This window comes from Paenibacillus sp. J22R160 (assembly GCF_059692135.1).
This window is the reverse complement of the sequence record NZ_JCAUAU010000003.1, coordinates 274,639-295,041: the sequence shown is the minus strand read 5'-3', so window position 1 is coordinate 295,041 and position 20,403 is coordinate 274,639. Positions and strand designations below refer to the sequence as shown.

The 20,403-nt window shown below is 47.4% G+C and carries 14 protein-coding genes and 1 pseudogene; 10 read left to right on the top strand and 5 right to left on the bottom strand.

Annotated elements, in window-relative coordinates; all coding sequences use genetic code 11:
- Positions 1 to 313: 313 nt before the first annotated feature.
- On the top strand, positions 314 to 4,324 hold the full coding sequence (locus AC58UW_RS08415; protein ID WP_497420241.1) for a discoidin domain-containing protein: 4,011 nt from the start codon (positions 314 to 316) through the stop codon (positions 4,322 to 4,324).
- 274 nt (positions 4,325 to 4,598) lie between these two features.
- On the opposite strand, the gene trhO is transcribed toward AC58UW_RS08415, so the two are convergent.
- Entirely contained in the window at positions 4,599 to 5,504 is a 906-nt protein-coding gene (gene trhO, locus AC58UW_RS08410) for an oxygen-dependent tRNA uridine(34) hydroxylase TrhO (RefSeq protein WP_497420240.1), read from the bottom strand.
- An 84-nt stretch (positions 5,505 to 5,588) separates the two neighbouring features.
- On the bottom strand, positions 5,589 to 9,347 hold the full coding sequence (locus AC58UW_RS08405; protein ID WP_497420239.1) for a response regulator: 3,759 nt from the start codon (positions 9,345 to 9,347) through the stop codon (positions 5,589 to 5,591).
- A gap of 348 nt (positions 9,348 to 9,695) precedes the next feature.
- Here AC58UW_RS08405 and AC58UW_RS08400 point away from each other — a divergent pair, with 348 nt between their 5' ends.
- The 9 genes and pseudogenes from AC58UW_RS08400 to AC58UW_RS08360 all read left to right on the top strand — a co-directional run bounded on the left by AC58UW_RS08400 (position 9,696) and on the right by AC58UW_RS08360 (position 17,068).
- Positions 9,696 to 10,826, top strand: coding sequence for a stalk domain-containing protein (locus AC58UW_RS08400; RefSeq protein ID WP_497420238.1), 1,131 nt, complete (start codon positions 9,696 to 9,698; stop codon positions 10,824 to 10,826).
- 155 nt (positions 10,827 to 10,981) lie between these two features.
- The gene (locus AC58UW_RS08395; protein ID WP_497420237.1) at positions 10,982 to 11,308 is read left to right on the top strand and encodes an SPW repeat domain-containing protein; all 327 of its coding nucleotides are present in this window, start codon (positions 10,982 to 10,984) and stop codon (positions 11,306 to 11,308) included.
- Positions 11,309 to 11,360: 52 nt separating this feature from the next.
- Positions 11,361 to 11,570: pseudogene (locus tag AC58UW_RS08390) on the top strand (class I SAM-dependent methyltransferase); the annotation flags it as partial.
- A 501-nt stretch (positions 11,571 to 12,071) separates the two neighbouring features.
- The gene (locus AC58UW_RS08385; RefSeq protein ID WP_497420236.1) at positions 12,072 to 12,290 is read left to right on the top strand and encodes a hypothetical protein; all 219 of its coding nucleotides are present in this window, start codon (positions 12,072 to 12,074) and stop codon (positions 12,288 to 12,290) included.
- A 119-nt stretch (positions 12,291 to 12,409) separates the two neighbouring features.
- On the top strand, positions 12,410 to 13,177 hold the full coding sequence (locus tag AC58UW_RS08380; protein ID WP_497420235.1) for an NUDIX domain-containing protein: 768 nt from the start codon (positions 12,410 to 12,412) through the stop codon (positions 13,175 to 13,177).
- 70 nt (positions 13,178 to 13,247) lie between these two features.
- Positions 13,248 to 13,790 (top strand): cysteine hydrolase family protein, encoded by a 543-nt coding sequence (locus AC58UW_RS08375; protein WP_497420234.1) that lies wholly within the window; start codon positions 13,248 to 13,250, stop codon positions 13,788 to 13,790.
- Positions 13,791 to 13,853: 63 nt separating this feature from the next.
- On the top strand, positions 13,854 to 14,687 hold the full coding sequence (gene nadE, locus AC58UW_RS08370; protein WP_497420233.1) for an NAD(+) synthase: 834 nt from the start codon (positions 13,854 to 13,856) through the stop codon (positions 14,685 to 14,687).
- Between the two features lie 19 nt (positions 14,688 to 14,706).
- A complete protein-coding gene (locus AC58UW_RS08365; RefSeq protein ID WP_497420613.1) occupies positions 14,707 to 16,152 on the top strand; it encodes a nicotinate phosphoribosyltransferase in 1,446 nt (481 codons plus the stop codon).
- A gap of 85 nt (positions 16,153 to 16,237) precedes the next feature.
- Positions 16,238 to 17,068 (top strand): aldo/keto reductase, encoded by an 831-nt coding sequence (locus tag AC58UW_RS08360; protein ID WP_497420232.1) that lies wholly within the window; start codon positions 16,238 to 16,240, stop codon positions 17,066 to 17,068.
- 223 nt (positions 17,069 to 17,291) lie between these two features.
- Here the strand turns inward: AC58UW_RS08360 and AC58UW_RS08355 are convergent, their stop codons facing one another.
- The 3 genes from AC58UW_RS08355 to AC58UW_RS08345 all read right to left on the bottom strand — a co-directional run bounded on the left by AC58UW_RS08355 (position 17,292) and on the right by AC58UW_RS08345 (position 20,369).
- A complete protein-coding gene (locus AC58UW_RS08355) occupies positions 17,292 to 17,477 on the bottom strand; it encodes a hypothetical protein (RefSeq protein WP_497420231.1) in 186 nt (61 codons plus the stop codon).
- Complete coding sequence (locus AC58UW_RS08350) at positions 17,474 to 18,265, bottom strand: hypothetical protein (RefSeq protein WP_497420230.1); 792 nt, start codon at positions 18,263 to 18,265, stop codon at positions 17,474 to 17,476. The genes AC58UW_RS08355 and AC58UW_RS08350 overlap by 4 nt, the downstream gene beginning before the upstream one ends.
- Positions 18,266 to 18,815: 550 nt before the next feature.
- A complete protein-coding gene (locus tag AC58UW_RS08345) occupies positions 18,816 to 20,369 on the bottom strand; it encodes an FAD-dependent monooxygenase (RefSeq protein WP_497420229.1) in 1,554 nt (517 codons plus the stop codon).
- Between the last annotated feature and the right edge of the window lie 34 nt (positions 20,370 to 20,403).

The following is a 20,403-nucleotide window of genomic DNA, read 5'->3' as shown; positions in this document are numbered from 1 at the left end:
CAAATGCTTGTTTTTTACTTGGTGGTTTTCTTCAAAAAGTACAGAAGATCGACGGTTTCGGATAAAAAATAAGCAGTATACGTGCGCTAGACGACTTGATTATATTGAATTTGTAATCGCTGATGCTTGGGAAATAATTGGAGGTGAGTGCATGTCAGCAGTCAGCAGACCCCGTGGAGGAGTGATGATACTTCTATCGTAAAAGTAACTATTCGCTTAGCTACTACAATGTTATTAATAGTTAGTGCTTCTTTCTGCAGGTTGTCTATGGACTAGAAGTCGACTTCAGCAAACCCAAAAAAGGAGGTTTTTTATGTTCAACAGTTATCGTATTGCGAAACTCGCTATTAGGAAAACAGTTGCCGGTCTATTGGCGGCATGCGTGTTCGTATCTCTTCAGACAAATGTCGTCTTAGCAGCGCCAAACGAGCAATCACTGACCAAATTGCCGGGCGTTGTGGTAACAGCGAGCAGTGAGTGGAATGGCATGAAGGCCGTCAGAACGATAGATGGGAGCGTCTCGGGCGCTATCTCTACCTGGACATCTAACCATAATGTAAGGCCGCATTGGCTGAAAGTTCAGTTTCCCTCAGATAAGACGATTTCCAAATATGTGCTTCACCACAATGGGGTAATTGGAGACAAGGGTTTAAATCCTCAAAGCTTCAAAGTAAGCGTAAGCACGGACGATGTCAACTGGACTCAAGTAGATCAGGTGGATAAAAACATCTATGATGTCACGCAGCGTATACTTGCAGCGCCTGTTACGGCCCGTTATTTTAAAGTAGAATATGGCACACCAGAGCAATCTGTAGGACAAGCCGCAGGCGGAATGGAAGCTCGTCTGGCTGAAATTGAGCTCTTCAGCAGCAGCGATGCCGTGAGTACATTGTATAACAGGGATCCAGTCATTACCTTGAATAATCGGACAGTCGGTTACACGGGCGAACCAATCAACTGGTATACGGATGGCGCAACCGCTCCCATCGCTTACAAGGGAGACGCTGACTATACGCAAGTACCCTATACGTATCTGTATAAAAAGCATGGCGTGACAGAAGCTTTTACAGAAGCCGCCCCATCCCAAATCGGCCAATACGACGTAAAGGCTACATTTGCAGGGAATGAGACGTACAACAGTGCGGTGAGCAATGTCGCCCTTCTCACGATAAGCAAAGCAACCGTCAACCTTTCTCTGGAGAGCAAGTCCTTCACTTATACAGGAATAAATGTTCCGATGACAGGGGCTGTATCGTACCCGATCCAGGTGCCTTATATTTACAAATATAAAGCGCTAACGCCTGGTGCAACATGGAGAAGCGCTCCTCCGATAGACGTAGGCACGTATATGGTTAAGGCTGATTTTGCCGGAAATAGTGTGGCTCTCCCTTCTGAAAGCAATGAAACGACGATGAGTATCGTTCCAGCTTCAGCGGAAGTCAATTGGCCTGAATTGAACTCACTCTTGTCCGGGCTTACAGCTATACAGTCGACCCAAGTGGATACGGGCATTAACAACAAGTATATGAATTCGGGCATGCTGATGGGCAATGGAACCTTTGGTGTCGTCTCCGATGCCTTGAAAAATCAGCAAAGCTATTTCCTTGCCAGCGGCAATGCTTGGGGTGGTAAAAAAATCATGAATGCCAGGTTAACATTTGCAAACGGTGACCCCATTGTTCCAGTGCCTCCGAGCCCTCAACCTCCGTTCTCATTCGGTTCTTCTAATTCTTCCGGAGATAATGAGGCGAATCCGCAAAATTATAGTCCCTCCTATGCCTTTGATTCGAATGAGGGCACAGAATGGATATCTTATACGCAAAAAGTTTCACAAACAACCGGATTACCGCGTCCTTTGGCAAAATGGATCAGTGTTCAAGGAAGAGAGTCATTTACATTCAACAAGATCGTAATCAAGCATCATAGTGTACTTTTTCCAGATGAAACGAAGTATAACCTCTATGACTATGATATCCAAACTTCAAATAATGGTACCAATTGGACGACGATAAAGAGCGTGACCGGCAGTGTGTATTCGTCTGTTTATAGCAATGCGTTTGATTTTGCTGCACCTATCACCGCCAAATACTTAAGGGTGTACACAACGACACCTGTAGCCCCCCAATATGCAACGCTGCATTTCCCCAATGATATGACCTCCGCGCGTATTACGGATATTGATTTGTATAATAACGGCGCCAATGTGATCAATCCTCCTAAGACGAATAACGGACGATTCTCGCACGAACGCGATATTCTGAATGCCGAAATCCGCAGCAAAATGGAGTATAACAGCAATTTAGTCAGCTACAAGACCTGGGTCGCGGATGACCAGAACGCCATGTTTACGAATGTTACCTTGGACAGCAGTGCTGCTGGGCCGCAAAAAGTAAGAATTCAATTGACGAGTCCGGAAACTAGCGGAGTCACCAATGTTAGCGGAACCGACGGAAATGCGATTTGGCTGACCCGAGATAATGAAAGCGGATTTGTTTTCCGGGGAGCAACGGCAACCAAAGTGATCGCGGGAAACTATCAGATGGGAGCAGGCAACACCATTGTGTTGACACTGAATCTGGGGGAGACGGCGAAAATCGCTACCGTGTTGTATACGCACAGCGGACTGAAAGGGCCGCAAGGAACTGGTTCTATCCTCGTTACCAAAGATATAACGACTGTGAAAAATACCGCTGTACAGAAATTAAATGCCATAACGGAAGCGTCGATCGGTACAGCCCGTGCATATCATCTGAATTGGTGGAAAAATTATTGGTTGAAATCGTATGTGAAGTTAGCCGACCCGGTCATACAAAATTACTACTACACAACGCTTTATATACTGGGCTCCGCCATTCGTCAAACGCCTGATTGGGCCGAGCAGCCGAATGTAGTAGGTGGTTTAAACGGTTTATTCAATACGAATGATAATTCAGCAGCCGATGGTCATGCCGTTTTGAACTATAACTATGAAGCGCCATTCTACGGGGTGCATTCCAGCAACCGCACAGATATGCTTCAGCCCTATTACGCGGATCTCGTGAATTCTTTAAGTTTTGAGCAAAAAAGAACGGCTGATAGGGGATATCAGGGCGCTCAAGCCGACAGGCATACGCTGCCGATAATGGCTTATTACGGAATGTTGGACCCTGCACCGATTGCAAGCGAAAGGATCCCTCAATTGTCAAGCGACCAAAAGACAAACGTTGCTTTGTTCACCCGTGCCTTAGAATGGGATTGGCTGTACAACAGGGATGACGAAGATCTGAAGAGGTTTATTTATCCCGCTATCAAAAAAGTGGTGCAATTTTACTGTGATTTTGTAATTAAGAAAGAGGATGGTAAATACTGGGTGTATAATAGCGCAAATAACGAAGGAGGATGGAATATCAACGCTTCCATGGATATGGGCTATATCCGATCAACTTTCAGAGATTATATGGAAATGGCGCAGCGTTTAAATGTAGATGCGGATTTGGTTGCTAAATGCTCGGAGGTACTTGCCAACCTGGCTCCGATTCCAACAAGCACGAACAACCCGACTACCGTAAGCCAGTTGGCCGCACTTGGCTTTAGCCACAACAAAGCGATTTTTGTTGGCGGCGTTGAGAGCAGCAACCCCATTCAAGTTAAATACTACGATTTACCGTGGGCAGCTCAGATCTCGAATAACAACCAGCCTGTTGTTATGGAAGGCTCCGTTCATCCGAGTGAACTGATCAACATAGGGTCAGACCCTGCGCTTCTTCAAATTGCCAAGGATACCTTCGAGTATGGCGATTATTTTAATCCGCATTTCAATGGCGGTACACTCAATGGGTTCTCCAAATCGTACACCATTGCCGCAAGAATAGGAGTTGATGCTGATAAATTAACCAACGCATTCCATAGAACGCTGAACATGATCTACAATAGCAAGAAGTTCTATGACAGCGGTGCCTCTTATGAAAATAGCGGTGCACTTGAAAGTGTTAACAGCATGCTGCTGCAGAACGAGCTGAATGACATTTCAGGAGGAACGTTCGAAATGCGTTTATTCCCGGCATGGAGCAAAAACGTTGATGCCAAATTCGTCACCTTGCGCGCGAAAAATGCATTCCGTGTTTCCAGCGAATTGAAAAACGGTAAAGTGCTGTCAGCGGAAATCATCAGCGACGCTGGTAAATCAGTCACCTTGGTATCTCCATGGGCGAACGGTATCGTTGTCAAAGACAAAAACGGCAATACGGTCCCTGTAATACAAGGTACAACGAGACATACCAATGAGGTTGCTTATACATTTAACACCGTTGTCAATGGCGTATATATAATTACAGAAAAACCATAATCTGCACATGAATTTGTAAGCAAAGACGCTCCATCTCCACTTATATTGAGAGTTTTGGAGGCGTCGATTCGGAATTGCAAAAAAGTACAGCCTGTCGGACGTTAAAACTAAAATGAACAGTATATTTTTGTAGAATCTTTTATGTATAGTAAGTTTGCCGCAGGTTTCCATCAATTGCCCCTACGACCCTTCAAATGCCGAATCTGAGTCCCCTCGGCACAATAAAGAACCTAGCGGAGATCTGCGATCTCCCGCTAGGTTCATCTTATTTGTATTATGCCTCAAGTGAGCTTAGCGTCTTCTCTTCACATTCCGTGGAGCAGAAGCTGTTATGCTCCTCTTCGCAAGCCTCACAGCATACATGCTTCAAATGGCACAAATCGTTCGCACAGTTGATGTAGCGATCCTCAGGCTTGCCACAGTGGTAGCATTTGCCTACGACGATGTCCTCGTCTGTTCGGTTAATTGGGACCGAAATCCGCTCATCGAACACGTAGCATTTGCCATCGAAAAGGCGTCCCTTCACGTCTTCATCTTTCCCGTAGGTGACAATGCCGCCATCAAGTTGATAAACCTCTTTGAAGCCTTCCTGAATAAGGAATCCAGACAGCTTCTCACAACGAATACCGCCAGTGCAATAAGTCAGAATCGGCTTGTCCTTAAATTCATGGAGATTGTTGCGAATCCATTCTGGGAATTCGCGTGTCGTTTCTACCTCAGGGCGAATAGCGCCTCGGAAGTGACCGATTTCGTACTCGTAATGGTTGCGCCCATCGAGGACGATAACGTCATCTTGTTGAAGCTTTTCATAGAAGTCCTTGGGCTTCAAATGGGTGCCGGTTAGCTCATTCGGATTCACATCTTCTTCGAGACGGAAGGTTACAAGCTCCTTTTTAGGACGAACGAACAGCTTCTTGAAAGCATGTCCTTCGCTCTCATCAATCTTGTAGACCATATCTTTAAAAAGAGGCATTTGGTTCATCATAGCCATATAGGCGTCGGTTTGTTCCACGGTCCCTGACAGAGTGCCGTTGATGCCTTCTGGGGCAATCAGGATACGCCCTTTGACGCCGAGCTTTTTGCAATAAGCCAAATGTTCTCGAGCTAATGCTTCATGATCTATCACAGTAACGAATTTATAATACAACAAAATGCGGTATGGAGTGCTTTGTACTGTCATGATATTAAACCACCTATACGTATAAAATGCATGCTCTCAGCAGCGGGAGCCCTATGCATATAGTGACATAAAACCGCACATTTTTCAATCAAGCAGCAATTTTTGGATAGTGTGGAAAACCTCCTCCAAAGCAATCGCAAGGGATTGCAGCTGGTTTTGGATCAGGATGGTTTTTGATTCATCCAGAGGAGTGGCCATCTTCAGCGTCTCTTCGAGCGCGGTTGCCGCGGCATACAAGCGATTGGCAGACAGGTTACTTGACGAACCGCGCAGTGTATGCAGGAGTTGCAAGGCCTCCTCATATTTAATTTGTTGAATAGCTGTAATTAGCTGATCTATCACATTTCTGGACTGTGCATGAAATCTCCGCAGCATGTGGTGATAAATGTCGGTTTTGCCAAGCAGCCGTTCCAGAGCTTCCTCGGTATCCAGACCAGGAGCTGCCATTTTTCCGCTCAAGCTTAGGCTGGTACTCACGGCGGCGAACAAGCGGTCAGGAATGATCGGTTTGGTGATCACTTCATTCATGCCAGCGCGAATACAAGCTAGGCGCTTCTCCAAGGTAGAGTCTGCTGTGACGGCGATGATTGGAATGTGTCGCCAATTGGGCTGAAGCCGAATACGCTTAGCGGTTTCAATTCCGTCAAGAACAGGCATATGGATATCCATTAGGATTAATTGGTAATCTGAGGTTTCCAGATGCTGCAAGGCTTCAAAACCATTAGAAGCTACTTGAACGACGCCATTCATACTTTCCAAAAGGGAACGAGCCACGGTCTGATTGATGTCATTATCTTCGACAAGCAGAATGCGTGGAAAGGAGGGCCAGGCTTCCTTACTTTCCTGTTTCCCGGCATGCGAAGTATTGTCCGAAGCATCAGAAGCAAAACTGCCTGTTATATTTTGCAGCGTTTGGTACAGAACGCTCCGAGAAACCGGCTTGACCAAGATCGCATGCGGTGCGGCCTGCATAGGCAGCTCTTCCAAAGCATCCCTGCCAGGCAAGGTCGTATAAATGATCGTTTTTAAGTTGTTCCGGTTACATGTCTCCAACATGTCAAACCATACTTCCTCCCCATACATGTCAGAAGCCTCCATGTCGAGCAGAACCAAGTCCAGTGGAATGAGATCGATTGCTTTCCTCGCTTCCTTCCATGAATAAACGCCCGCTGCTTCCGAACACATGGATTGCAGAGTTTGCAGCAGCACGCGGTGCAGCTGGGGGTGATCTTCCACAAGAAAAGCACGAAGCGGGAAGCGGGTCTGTGACTTTGTTGTTTGCAAGGTTAAAGCAAAAGGGATGCTGACGCGGAACACGCTGCCCACGCCAGGTCGGCTTGAGGCTTCAATCGTGCCGCCCATGTTATCGATGATGCTCTTGGAAATGACAAGTCCAAGTCCTGTCCCCCCGTATTTACGGTTCGTGACTTCATCAGCCTGAACGAAGGGCTGGAATAGCTTGGCGAGCTGTTCATCATTCATGCCAATCCCGGTATCGGTAATGGTGAAGCCAATAGACACTTTTTCTTCCTGAAGGTCCTGGGCATGAACGCGCAGCGTGACGGTTCCTTGTTCTGTGAATTTAATGGCGTTGCTGGTTAAATTCAAGAGTACCTGATACAGCCTTAAGGAATCGCCGATGAGGCCAAGGGGCACTTGCTCCTCGATATCACAAATAAAATCGACCGGTTTATGCCCAAGCAGGACGCTAAGTGTTTCGCATACACGGTCGATCGTATCATCGAGCAGGAAGGCATGATGCTCAATGGCCAGCTTGTCCACCTCTAGCTTGGAGAAGTCCAGGATGTCGCTGATGATTTGCGACAGGGAGAGCGAGGATTTTGTGATTTTGGCCATATAATCCTTCTGCAACGGTGTCATCGCGGTTCGTTCCATCAAGTAGGATAACCCGACGATGCCATTGAGCGGTGTTCGAATTTCATGGGTCATCCGTGCAAGGAAAATGCCCTTGGTCAGATTGGCATCATCGGCTTCCTGTTTCGCCAGAATGAGCTCATCTTTCGCCTGCAGCTGATCTGTAATATCCCGCGAAATGGCTGAGAAATAGCGTTCTCCTTTTTCAGCAGGCGTATGAGGAACAACCGTAACGGAGATGAAAATCCGGCGCTGCTCTTTCGTTAACGCTTCAGCCTCGAATTCCCAGAACCCTTCGCGTATCGCAGTAAGAAGCCCTTCTTCGAAATCGATGTTGCTTCGGATATCTACATACTCGCTGAAATGATATTTCGTCGTTTGTTCATTGTCTAAGCCAATTAAGTTTTTACCGGCTTGATTCATATAGAAAATGTAGCCCATCTGATCAAAAGAAAGGATGGCGTCTCGTGCGCTTTCCACAATCGTAAGAAGCCGCATCTTCGTTTCATTGCTCTCTTTAATGTCGCTGATGTCGCGGGCAATGAAAACGTAGCCCTTGAGATCGCCCCCCGGATGCGTAATAGCGCTGACACTCAATTGGACAAATAGCCGGGTTCCGTTTCTGTGATGCCAAATCCACTCGCTATCTTCTTTCAGATGGCGAAGCGTACGGATTACGAGGGCTGTGCAATCAGCAGGAACGAATTCCCCGAGTTCAATCGTGTATTTGGCAGCTCTTTCAACTAACTGGTCATGATTCAACCATACCAGTGGAGTAGCTTTTTTGTGTACATCTGTGAACGTATAGCCAAGGAGTTCGGTCGCCCGGCGGTTCAGGTGGTTGATGGTGAAATGCGGGTCTGTGACGATCATCGCATATTGATTGTGCTGAATAAAAGCTTCAAATGGTTCGAAAAGCTCGCGCAGGTTTTCAATCATGCCATTCACAGAATGTGCAAGAGCGCCCAGCTCATCCTTGCTTTTGAATATCAGCGGCTTGATATAGAAGTCGCCTGCAGCGACAGATTCCGTAACGTGTAGAATCTGTTGAATCCGTGAGATGATGAGCGTGTTCGCAGTTAAGCAAATAAGTAGAAACAAAATAGCGGCTGTTCCAACGATTAATCCTACCGTCCACCAAAGCAATGTACTGGCGGGTTCTTGGAAAACAGTAACCGGCATTGAATAAGCGAGATGCCAGTTTAAATTGGGCACACGGGCATAGAACCATTGTGCTCTTTGACCGTTATCCAAGTATTCGTCCAAATAACCGGCATCTTGGTGAAAGGCTTCATCTAACACAAAAGCCAGTGAGGGATTATTGGTGACAATATTTTGATTTAAAATTTTGTTGGCATTCGTATGATACAAGATGGTTCCATCGTGGCTAACAATGACGGTCTGCACCCCTTCAAGTGGTGGATGAAGGTGTTCACGAAAGGTAGCTTCTGCGTCAAGTGAGATATCGACGATGCTTGTTACTTCTCTGTTTTCATTCCAAACAGGAGCAGTAATGGTGAGGATATATTTACCTGACACTTCCCCGATATAGGGGTCTGAAATGTAGGTTTTGCCAAGTAAAGCCTCTTCAAACCTCCGCTGACCTTTGATATTCAGCTTCTCACCGGAAGTAAGAAGCAGATTTCCATCCGGATCCACGACGCCCATTGCATAAAAGCGGTTATTCCCTGTCTGCAGTTCTTGGGTTAGATAGGCCAGCTGTTCCTGAACAGTTCCACGTTTCATGACGGTAACACGGCTAACCATTTCAACCTCGGCTAGCCGAATGGATAGGAAGTCGTATAAATTTTGCGCGGAATTGGAGACCGAGGCAATGGATTGTGTTTTTAGTTGTCCAATTAATTTATCTTTCGATAACTTATAATTCGTAAAACCTACAACAGTTAATGAAATGGTAGTGATGAGTACAAGCAACGCAACGAGCTTGAAACGTAAAGAAGATGACATCAGAGCCTCCAAGAATCGTCAAAATGTTAGGAAAACTTACAATTTGGATCAGGGTAGTCCGTAATTCATTTAACGATTTCGATTTATGATCGTAGGTAAAGGATGATTTGAGTATACAACATTGTTGGATCATTCATTCATTACTTGGAGGGATTTCATTCATGCGATATACTTTAAAATCATCTGGCAAGTATAGCCCAGGATCTGCATCAAGTTGTGACGGCTTTTCGAATATCCTGAAATACATAAAGTAATTCCCGACTTTTTCATTCGCTCGTGCGTCTTGTTATCGTGAAGGTTAGAACAACTACAGATGACTTTACCATTACGAATGAGGAGTGTTGTGAAATGAGAAAGAATCCTTTTAACATGTTGAAATTAGGTGTGCTCGGATGTGCGATGTTAGTTGGTGTAAGCGGAACTGTCCTTACGGCTGGATCTGCTTCAGCTGAAACGGTGACGGCTGTTCCCATTAGCGCGAAGGTGACTCCTGCAGTTACCGTCCAAGCGACAGCAGTTCAAATTAAAGAGGAAGTGCTTACCTCTAAGACGGAAAATTTGAAAACAAATGTCAAAGTCCCTCAGCTTACAGGGATGTTGGACGCGAAATATCAAGAACAGTTGAACGATATTCTTTTGTCCCATGCGAATGAAGATTTGGCGAACTGGGAGAAAGAGGCGGATCAAGCTGCAGCCGATGCCAAAACCAAAGGGTTTACTTATCGTCCATATGAACTCACCATTAATTATGTGTTGAAGTCGGATGGCACGAGTTTCCCGGCGGGGCTCGTCTCCCTACAAATTACGACGTATGGAGCCACTGGGGGAACTGGCATGCCGCGCGTAGATACCTACAATGTGTTAAATCGTGAAGAAGCCCAGCGCGTGACCTTGCAGGATGTGCTTGGCAACACTTACAAAGAAACCGTTGATGCTGGCGTCCGAGCGGCAATGGACGAACATCCAGAGAACTATTTTAAAGATGAATTTAAGGGCATTAGAGAGTCACAGGGCTTTTATGTGGAAAAAGGAGAGGCTGTCGTCGTATTCCCGAAATATGCGATTGCACCGGGCGTGATGGGATCACCGGAATTCCGTTTTCCACTTGCTGCGGATTTGATCATTCCTGTCAAAACGGAGCCGGCTCCCAAAGTGACCTTGGATTTGGCGGCAGGTGACAGCGTAAAGAGTGCAGAAGGCGTAACATTTGTGCCATTCCGCAAGGTAGCAGAAGGTCTTGGTTATGAAGTAACTTGGAATCAAGCCGCGTATGCGGCAGAACTCCGCAAGGGAGCGCAATGGACGAGTGTGTCCGTGGGCAAAGACAGCTATTTTTATGCGAAAATGGCACCTATCTCCCTGGGAGCAGCCCCGGTCATTCAGAATGATACCTTGTATGTGCCGCTCAAGTTCGTTTCAGATATTTTGAAGGCTGAAGTGAAAACAGGCGATGCGGGCGTTTTACACTTTGAACAATAACTTATAGACTCTTAACCATGAAGCCTCTAGTCCGCCCAAAATAAATGGGTGAGCTGGAGGCTTTTCCATATCACATATTTGAAAGCGTTTGCGTATACTATGATATCTCGTAAAAGGTTTTCTTTTACGTTACCAAAACTTGTAGGAGGTGGAAGATGACCATGTATTTAAAAAATGTATTATCCGCATGCATGGGACTCTGGTTTTTGCTCAGCCCCTGGGTGTTTGGATTTGAAGATCAAACGAATATGTTTTTTGTCTGTGTGCTGCTTGGAAGCGTGCAATTCGTGGGATCTCTGCTGGCGCTAGGCAAATCTGGGAAGCAGGTTTGGCAGAATTGGCTGTGCCTGACGATTGGTGCCTTTTTCATTCTCTTTCCGAATGTGTTCCACGTAGGGTTGATGGCCTATTTCTTATTTGTTGTCCTTGGTTTTTTGACCATACTCGTCAATTACGCGAATCTGTATGCAGACGAGCAATGATCGATTATACGGATGTTAAGTCACAGCTTTCTATAGGAGGAAACACATAGATATGCTCCGTTCATTAGAACTGATACACAACTATCGAACAGGGGACACCACAGCAGCTGCTGAGCATCAATGGCTAACCTATATGGGATCGGCGGAAGAGCGCATCGTGAACTTCGAGCGCATACAGTCGATCCGGGAGCTGGCTCAGGCGAACCCTGTTCTTGATTATGTAGAGCGCACGCTGCTCAAATTGGACAAGCTTGCACTGTCAAAGAAACGAATTGGTGAGCATGCCATACATCTTTCAATCCCTTTTGAAATTTGGTTAGATCGATTTATTATTTCACAAGGCGACAAATTTTGGTTATGGGAACACATAATTTTTACACATAATAAAGAGAGGCTGTCTCAAGGACTGAAATGACCTAGGGGATGGCCACTTTGCATTAACCGCCTGTGAAAGGGAACTACGATCCTCTATTCCTTAGGAATATATCGGTTTGCTCCGTATATGGGAATTATGATCCTCTATTCTCGCTACTTCAAATGAAATGCAAGGTTATTCGGACAAATAAAGGCCTGTAGTTCCGCTTCGACTCTCAAATCTACGAATATATCTCAAATAGCGTCCTGTAGTTCCTTTACGCCTTGCATCAATCCCAATTTTTGATATGGCATTGACTCAGCAGAAACAAAATAGACGTTCCCAATATCAGATTGCTCTGCTTTTGAGACAGCCGCTTCGTCCAGAAGGATCCTTCCAATAAAGAGATTGCGTTCGTTAACGGTATACGAAAGATTCTCTAAGGTTGTTGAGGCGGATAAAGTTGTCTTGCCAGTAAATGATGCGATGGAGTTTCTCTACACATATACATTTATTGAGAAAAGGCATTTCCTGCTGGAAGGATACACGGAAGCGCTGCAGGGTAAAGTAAATCTGTTGGATGAAAGTGGAACCGTGGTTGCGCTGCCAGACAGCACTTGTTATTGAAAAATAGGCGTTTGCGAGCAGCTGTTCGGGAAAAAACTATTGCACATGTCATTTTATTATGTCATAATGAAAATATCAAAATGACAATATAATTAATCGCATCCAAGCAGGTGATCACCTTGAACGCAGAAAATGAAAGCAATTATCAAGTAAGCAAATATCGTACGCCAGACGGTGCGCCTGCCGATATCGTGATCTTCACGATCACCTCGGAAGGAAGGGATTCCGTGAAGAAGTCGCTACCGCTCAGAGAGCTGCAAGTGCTGCTCATTCAAAGAAAGCAGTGGCCGTACGAAGGACAATGGGCGCTCCCAGGCGGATTCTCATCCGAGAACGAAACGATTCATGAGAGCGCGCGGCGCGAGCTGACAGAGGAAACGGGAGTTTCGGATGTCCACCTGGCCTATTTCAACGTGTACAGCACGCCGAAACGCGATCCCAGGGGGTGGATCATCTCTCACGCGTTTTTCGCGTTAGTCCATGAGCGCATTCTGGAGAAGCGCCAAGCAGCGGATGATGCAGCAGATGTCCGGCTGTTTCCTGTGGATGAAGCACTCGCGATGGATCTCGCTTTTGACCACGAAATCATTATTCGCGATGCACTTGCACAAATTCAGATGAAGATGCTCACGACGACGATCGCCAAAGAGTTTTTGTCAGAGGAATTCACAATCAGCGAATTGTATCAAGTGATTCAGACGGTCGTCCCTACCTTCAATGAACGAAATTTTATCCGTAAAATTACATCAACGCAAAGCCGCAAAGGGATTATCGAAGAGGTACTGGATCATAACGGAGAAGGAAAAATGTCAAACCGATATTCCCAACGTGCCGCCCAGCTCTACCGTTTCACCGATTATGTGCCTCAGCTGTCCATTTACAGCTAGGCCTCTCTTTTAACCTTTGATATTGTCTTATTAATAGTATCAAACATACTAAATGAAGGAGCTGGTTATGATGAAAGCACTGATTATTATTGACTATACGGTCGATTTTGTTGACGGGAAGCTTCCTTGCGGGGAGCCTGGCATGGCCATTGAAACGCGGATGTGTGAGATCACAGAGGCATTCGCCAAGCAGCAGGAATTTGTAGTCATGGCCGTCGATCTGCACGATGAACAGGACCCCTATCATCCGGAGACGAAGCTATTCCCGCCGCACAATATCCGCGGCACGACGGGACGCGATTTATACGGCCGGCTGAAAACGGTGTACGAACAGCATGTGAGCGAAATTTTTTGGATGGATAAAACGAGATATAGCGCCTTTTGCGGTACGGATCTGGATCTGAAGCTCCGGGCTAGAGGCATCCAGGAACTTCATCTGGTTGGCGTCTGCACAGATATTTGCGTGCTGCATACAGCGGTGGATGCTTATAATAAAGGCTTTGACATCGTGGTGCATGAGGATGCGGTTGCCAGCTTTAACAGCCAAGGCCATGCGTGGGCTTTGCAGCATTTTGAAAATACACTTGGGGCTAAAGTTGTTCGCGGTTGGTAGTATGAAACAGCCGCATGAACAGGAATGCTAAGATAATCCAATATCAATAAGGAGATGACCCCTATGACACATCCTACACAAGTTGAAATTCAATCGAGATTACACGTACAGAGCGAGATTAACGCGGAGAACGAAATAGGGCGCCGTATACAGTTTCTTAAAGCTTATCTTCGAAATACAGGAGCCAAAGGTTACGTGCTGGGCATGTCCGGAGGTCAAGATTCCACATTAGCAGGCAAGCTTGCTCAAATGGCGATCGATGAACTGAATGCGGAGAGCGGTAACGACACGTATCAGTTTATAGCGGTAAGGCTGCCTTATGGTATCCAAAGAGATGAAGTAGATGCACAGGCTGCTATTCAGTTTATTGCGGCCAGCCGGGTTGTTACTGTCAATATTCAATCAGCCGTTGATGCTTCGGTGAAGCAGTTTGCGGAAGCGACAGGCGAAACGCTGAGCGATTTTCTGAAAGGAAACGTCAAAGCTCGCGAGCGTATGAAGGTGCAGTATGATTTGGCTGCGCATTACGGGCTTTTGGTGCTGGGGACGGATCATGCCGCCGAGGCCATTACGGGATTTTATACGAAGCACGGGGATGGCGCCTGCGATGTGGCCCCTATTTACGGACTTGATAAGCGGCAAGGCAAGGAACTGCTGAAGCGTCTAGGATGTCCGGAGCATTTGTATTTGAAAAAGCCTACGGCTGACTTGGAAGATTTGAAACCGGGTCTCCCGGATGAAGAAGCACTTGGTGTTAGCTATGTGCAATTGGATGACTATTTGGAAGGCCGCCCCCTCCCATCTGATGTTGCTCAGAAAATTGAGGAACGCTTCGCGATTACGGAACATAAACGCAGAGGACCTGTAACCTGCTACGACACTTGGTGGAAAGGATGAGTTCGATATGAAATATGAAATGAACTACGAAAATTTGACGCTTCACACGGATAAATATCAAATCAATATGATGTACGCGCATTGGCTGAAAGGCACTCATCAAGAGAAAGCGGTGTTTGAAGTGTATTTCCGCAAGCTGCCTTTCGACGGCGGCTACGCAGTTTTCGCTGGCTTGGAGCGGCTCGTTCATTATATCCAACATCTGCATTTCGGGGATGACGAAATTGCTTACTTGCGGGAGCAGGAAGAGCATTACCGCGAAGACTTTCTTGAAGCGCTGCGCGCGTTCAAGTTCAGCGGCGATCTGCAATGCGTACCGGAAGGTACGCTTGTTTTCCCGAATGTGCCGCTCGTGCGCGTCGTGGCTAGCATCTTTGAGGCGCAGTTTGTAGAGACGGCGATTCTCAACTTCGTGAACTACCAGACGCTCATCGCGACGAAAGCTTCGCGGATCAAACAGGTCGTCCCGAACGAGGTGCTGCTCGAGTTCGGGACCAGACGCGCCCAAGAGGCTGACGCCGCGATCTGGGGGGCAAGAGCCGCTTACATCGCGGGCTTCCACGCGACGTCGAACTTGCGGGCCGGGATGCTGTTCGGCATCCCGACCAAGGGCACCCACGCGCACGCATGGGTGCAGGCATTCGACACGGAAGAGGAAGCCTTCCGTGTGTATGCTGAGGCGCTGCCGGAGCAAGTGACGCTGCTCGTGGATACGTACGACACGCTGCGCAGCGGCGTGCCGAACGCGATCAAGATCGCGCGCATGCTGCAGCAGCAAGGCAAGCGCATGAACGCCATTCGCCTCGACAGCGGCGATTTGGCGTATTTATCCCAGCAGGCGAGGCAGATGCTGGATGAGGCGGGCTTTCCCGAGGTGGCGATCGTCGCCTCGAACGATCTCGATGAGAATATCATCGAGGGGCTGAAAGCCCAAGGGGCCAAAATCGATGTCTGGGGCGTAGGCACCCAGCTTATTACGGCTGCCGACCAGCCTGCGCTCGGCGGGGTTTATAAGCTAGTTGCCCTGGAGAAGAACGGCGAGTTCGAGCCGGTTATCAAGATTTCGGGCAACCCCGAGAAGGTATCCAATCCCGGCTTCAAGGAAGCTTACCGGATTGTTAATAAAAAAACCGGTAAAGCGGAAGCCGATTACCTGGCCATGCAGCACGAGGCCGATATTAAGCGAGGCGAGCGGGTGAAGTTGTTCGATCCCACGCATACCTATATCTACAAGTATATTGAGAACTATGAAGCGGTTCCGCTGCTTAAGGCAATTTTTGCGGGAGGCGAGCTTGTCTATGAGCTGCCCACGTTGGATGAGATTCGGTCGTATCACAAGGAGCAAATCCGAATGTTTTGGCCGCAGTATTTACGTAAGCTCAATCCAGAGGGTTATCGCGTAAACTTAAGCACAGAGCTATGGGAGCTTAAGATGAATTTGATTCATGCGCATACAATTATGTGATTGGATACCCCGAATGGTATGATAGGGATTGTGCGTACTCTTTCTAGAGCCGTCATACCCTATTTTCTGATGGAGGTAATATCCAATGTCGACGCAAGCATTCACTCAAGGCGTTCAGCTCAATAATGGTGTGCATATGCCATGGCTCGGATTAGGTGTTTGGAAAAGCAAAGAAGGCCAAGAAGTCATTAACGCTGTGAGAACGGCCCTGCAACTGGGTTACCGCAGTATTGATACGGCAGCAATTTATCAGAATGAAGAAGGTGTCGGTCAGGGTCTGCGTGAAAGCGGCGTGCCGCGCGACGAGATTTTCGTCACTACCAAAGTATGGAACGCGGATCAGGGCTATGAGTCCACCCTGCAGGCCTTTGAAGCGAGTCGCAAACGGCTCGGCCTCGAGACGATCGATCTGTATTTAGTTCACTGGGCTAAACCGGCGACGTATCGAGAAACTTGGAAAGCCCTTGTTCATTTGTACAAAGAAGGCCATGTACGTGCTATTGGGGTTAGCAATTTTCAAATTCATCATTTGCAGCACGTGATTGAGGATACGGGTGTCGTGCCCGCTGTGAACCAAGTCGAATACCATCCGCAGCTGGCGCAAAAAGAACTGCTCGCCTTCACCCGCGAGAATAACATTCAGCTGGAAGCTTGGAGTCCGCTGATGCAAGGGAATCTCGATCATCCCGTGCTGTCGCAGCTCGCGGCTAAGCATGGGAAATCGGAGGCACAAATCGTGCTCCGTTGGGACATACAGAACGGTGTCGTCACGATTCCGAAATCAGTGACAGAGCATCGGATTCGCGAGAATGCGAATATTTTTGATTTTGAGCTGAGTGCTGAGGATATGGCTCTCGTGGATTCGTTGAACCAGAACAAACGAATCGGAGCGGATCCGGACAACGTGATGTTCTAGAGTACGGAGGAATTTCCGCGGTTTGTTGGCGGGAGTTCCTTTTTTTTGTCTTGAGGGGGAACTCCAGGGCGTTATTTGCCTGCGAAACAGCTTTTATGCGGTTGCATGGGAACTATGGTCCTTTATTTGGTCGGATTTGTCCCGAATCCGTGGTTTTTCTGTGAAATAAGCCCCTGTAGTTCCGCTTAGCAGCTGCAAGGGCTGATTTTGTTAAAATAGCGGATCATAGTTCCGTCGCGAGTTTATCTTTGTCTTCATCTTTGTCCTTGTCCTTATCTTTGTCCTTATCTTTGTCCTTATCTTTGTCCTTGTCCTTGTCCTTGTCCTTGTCCTTGTCCTTGTCTTTGTCTTTGTCTTTGTCCTTGTCATGTTCGTGGTTTGGGGCTTGTCCCCCACTGCCTCTACTCACTTCAGCAGCGTAATCATCTGGTACACCTCGCGATGATCGCCGGGCAGCAGGTAATCTGCGACTCTGAGCTGCGAGGAGCCGTCGCCGTCCAGAAACAGGCCGTCCACTAGCTGTCCGCTCCCCACTTGCTCCAGTATGGCTGTGCGGAATTGTTCACCCGTGCATGGCGTTGGGGCCACGACCAGGTACACGTTATTGTTCCTGTCATATACGATACCTGAGCGCATGCGCTTCTCGTCAATGACAGGCATCTCTTCCGAAACGGCTTGGGTCGCCCATCCGTCCGGATTCGCGAGCCCCATGCTTACACCGCCCTGCGCCCAGTAATGATTGCGGTCCATGACTTTCAGCTCATTGGCATTTTCGACCACTTGAATCGTGAAGGTTTGCGCCTTTTCATCCCAGACCAACGTCCCCCGCTTGCGGTCGATATTATACCAGCCGGAGCCGTAATCGCCAGGTTCTCCTTTGACCGGGAGGTCGTTAATGACGGCAATGCTCAGCAGATAACCCTGCCAGAAAAATCCGCCGTTGATCCCATTTTCGCTCAAGTCCGTTATATTCGCTGTGATGGCCTTAAGTCCTATATTTTGCGGCGGAGTTCGAATGGTATGGAGGGCGACGCCATTGCTTGCCTGGTCGATGCGATACTCAGAAATGGGGAGGTTCGGCGGTTTGACATGCCCCTGCATTCCCCAGATGATGGTCCATATGAAACTAGTTATCATAATCAGGAGATAGATAAGTAGGGAGGCTGCTCTATTTTTGGCGAGACGGATCGTAGACATAAGGCAACTCCTATCTCTTCATCATTTGATTTCTATTAGTCTATGAAACTCAGAAAGAAATTATGCTTAGTCGCACGAAAAAAGCCCATCCGTTAAGTGAATGAGTCACTCTAGCGAATAGGCTTTACTTGTATATGCAGATCTTAGATCCTATTAAAAAATTGGAATTCTCGCTTTATTTCCATCCTTTGCGTATAAAATGGCTTCGGAGCTAAATAAATCTACATGCTCTAAAGTATGACCAAGGTTCGTAGTAGTAAATTTGTTATAACGAAGAGCGTTGATCAGAGATGGAATTAGTTTGTGGTCCGTTCCAATAAAATTTACAGAAATTGGTCTCTTGTTAAATAAAATATTCATTCTCACTTTCAACTCATCTCCTGACATGAAAATTATTATCAATTAACTGAGTTCTAAGAATAACATTCTTTGAATAGGATGTCCGTCGATTAGCGTTGTCGGAAAATCACTGTTTTTGTCAGTTGGAAGTGAGATGGATAGGTACGGCAGCTGGTCTTTCTTAGGGTGACGCATTTTACGCGGGAATACTTCAGAAGATATTGGACTTTGTCGGGGTAAACATATTGACCACACTGTTGAAAGCTGTCGCCCAGTTAGTTGTGATGATGCTTCCGATGTAACCGTCAGGCCGGATCAAGACCATCGTGTCGTTGGTAATACCGTAGATTTTGGCCAGAATGCCCGTGGCGTCATTCATGTAATTGTCGTCGATTTTACTCTCATTGCCTACAATAAAGCAGCGAATTTCGGCACCTTCGGTCGGTAAGGTCAACTTGGGAAGCGCTTTGGAGGCTGTTGGTCCGAAGGCAAGCAGTGTAAAGTGGACACCTTTGTATATGTCAAAGAGCCGTCGTGCTCCGTTAGGACCCATACAAGGTGCGTCCGGTGCTCGGTCACCTACATGCAGTGTCTTGGTAACAGACGAGACCTCGGGTGCAAGAGGCCCACGGTGGTAAGTGATTCCGAGCTGTCGCTCTTCGTTTCCACGTTTGAGGCTGGAGAAGCGCAGCTTCTTGAGCCCAGCATATAGTTTGCTGGAGTTGTCTAGAACATGGGCGGCAATCGGCCGCCGTTCGGCCTCGTAGCTGTCAAGGAGGCTGTCGGGGGCGCCGGCGATAACCTGGCTGAGCTTCCATCCGAGGTTGTAAGCGTCCTGGACGCCAGTGTTGAGGCCTTGTCCGCCAGCAGGAGTGTGAACGTGGGCAGCATCACCGGCTAGGAACACTCTTCCTGCACGATAGCGATCAGCGAGTCGGACGTTAGGGCGAAAAACAGATGTCCAGGTGATGTTATAGAGTTTGAAACCCGTGAGCTTATGAAAATTTGCAGAAAGTAGAGCTTCGTCGAGGTCTGGTGTCTCGTCTGGTGTCAGCTTGATCATCACCTGGAACTGGTCGGAGTGGGGCAGCGGGCAAGCAGCGACCGACTTTCCGTTAGTTCGAGGCCACATATGCCACCGATTACGAGATAGTCCGTCAATTGTTCCATCAATAATGAGCATACGGTCGGAGTCATCGGTCTCTCCGACGAACCGAATACCTGAAACTTTACGGATGATACTCGAGCCGCCATCTGCCCCGATCAGATATTTGCAACGAACCTGCTCCCCGGAAGAGAGCGTAACCGTTACCCCATCAGCATCCTGTGCGAAGTTTTCTGCCGCGGTGTTGAACTCAATGCTTAGCCCTTGGCGATTTAATAGGCGGTGTAAGATGGCGTCAGTGTGACGTTGAGATAGTAACAGGATGTTTGGATATGGCACATCAGGTGTCTGTTTGTTCTGCTTTTGCATCCGCCACGGCACAGTAATCGGTCCGAAATGGAGGCCTGAGAGGGGGTAGGAGCTGCCCTCTTTATGTGCCTCACTCAGTATACCGAGGTCTTCAAAGACCTCCTGAGTCCGAGGTTGAACTCCTTTGGCACGGGAGCCCATAAAAGAATGTGGTGCCTTGTCAACTAGACGAACACGAAGGCCGCGTCGGAGCAGGTCTGCAGCTAGTGTGGAGCCGGTAGGACCTGCCCCAGCGATAAGTACGTCGATATCTTGTTGATTTTTTAACCCATCAGATACATGGTTTGTCATTAATAAGTTTCCTTTCCGTAAAGAAATTTAATGG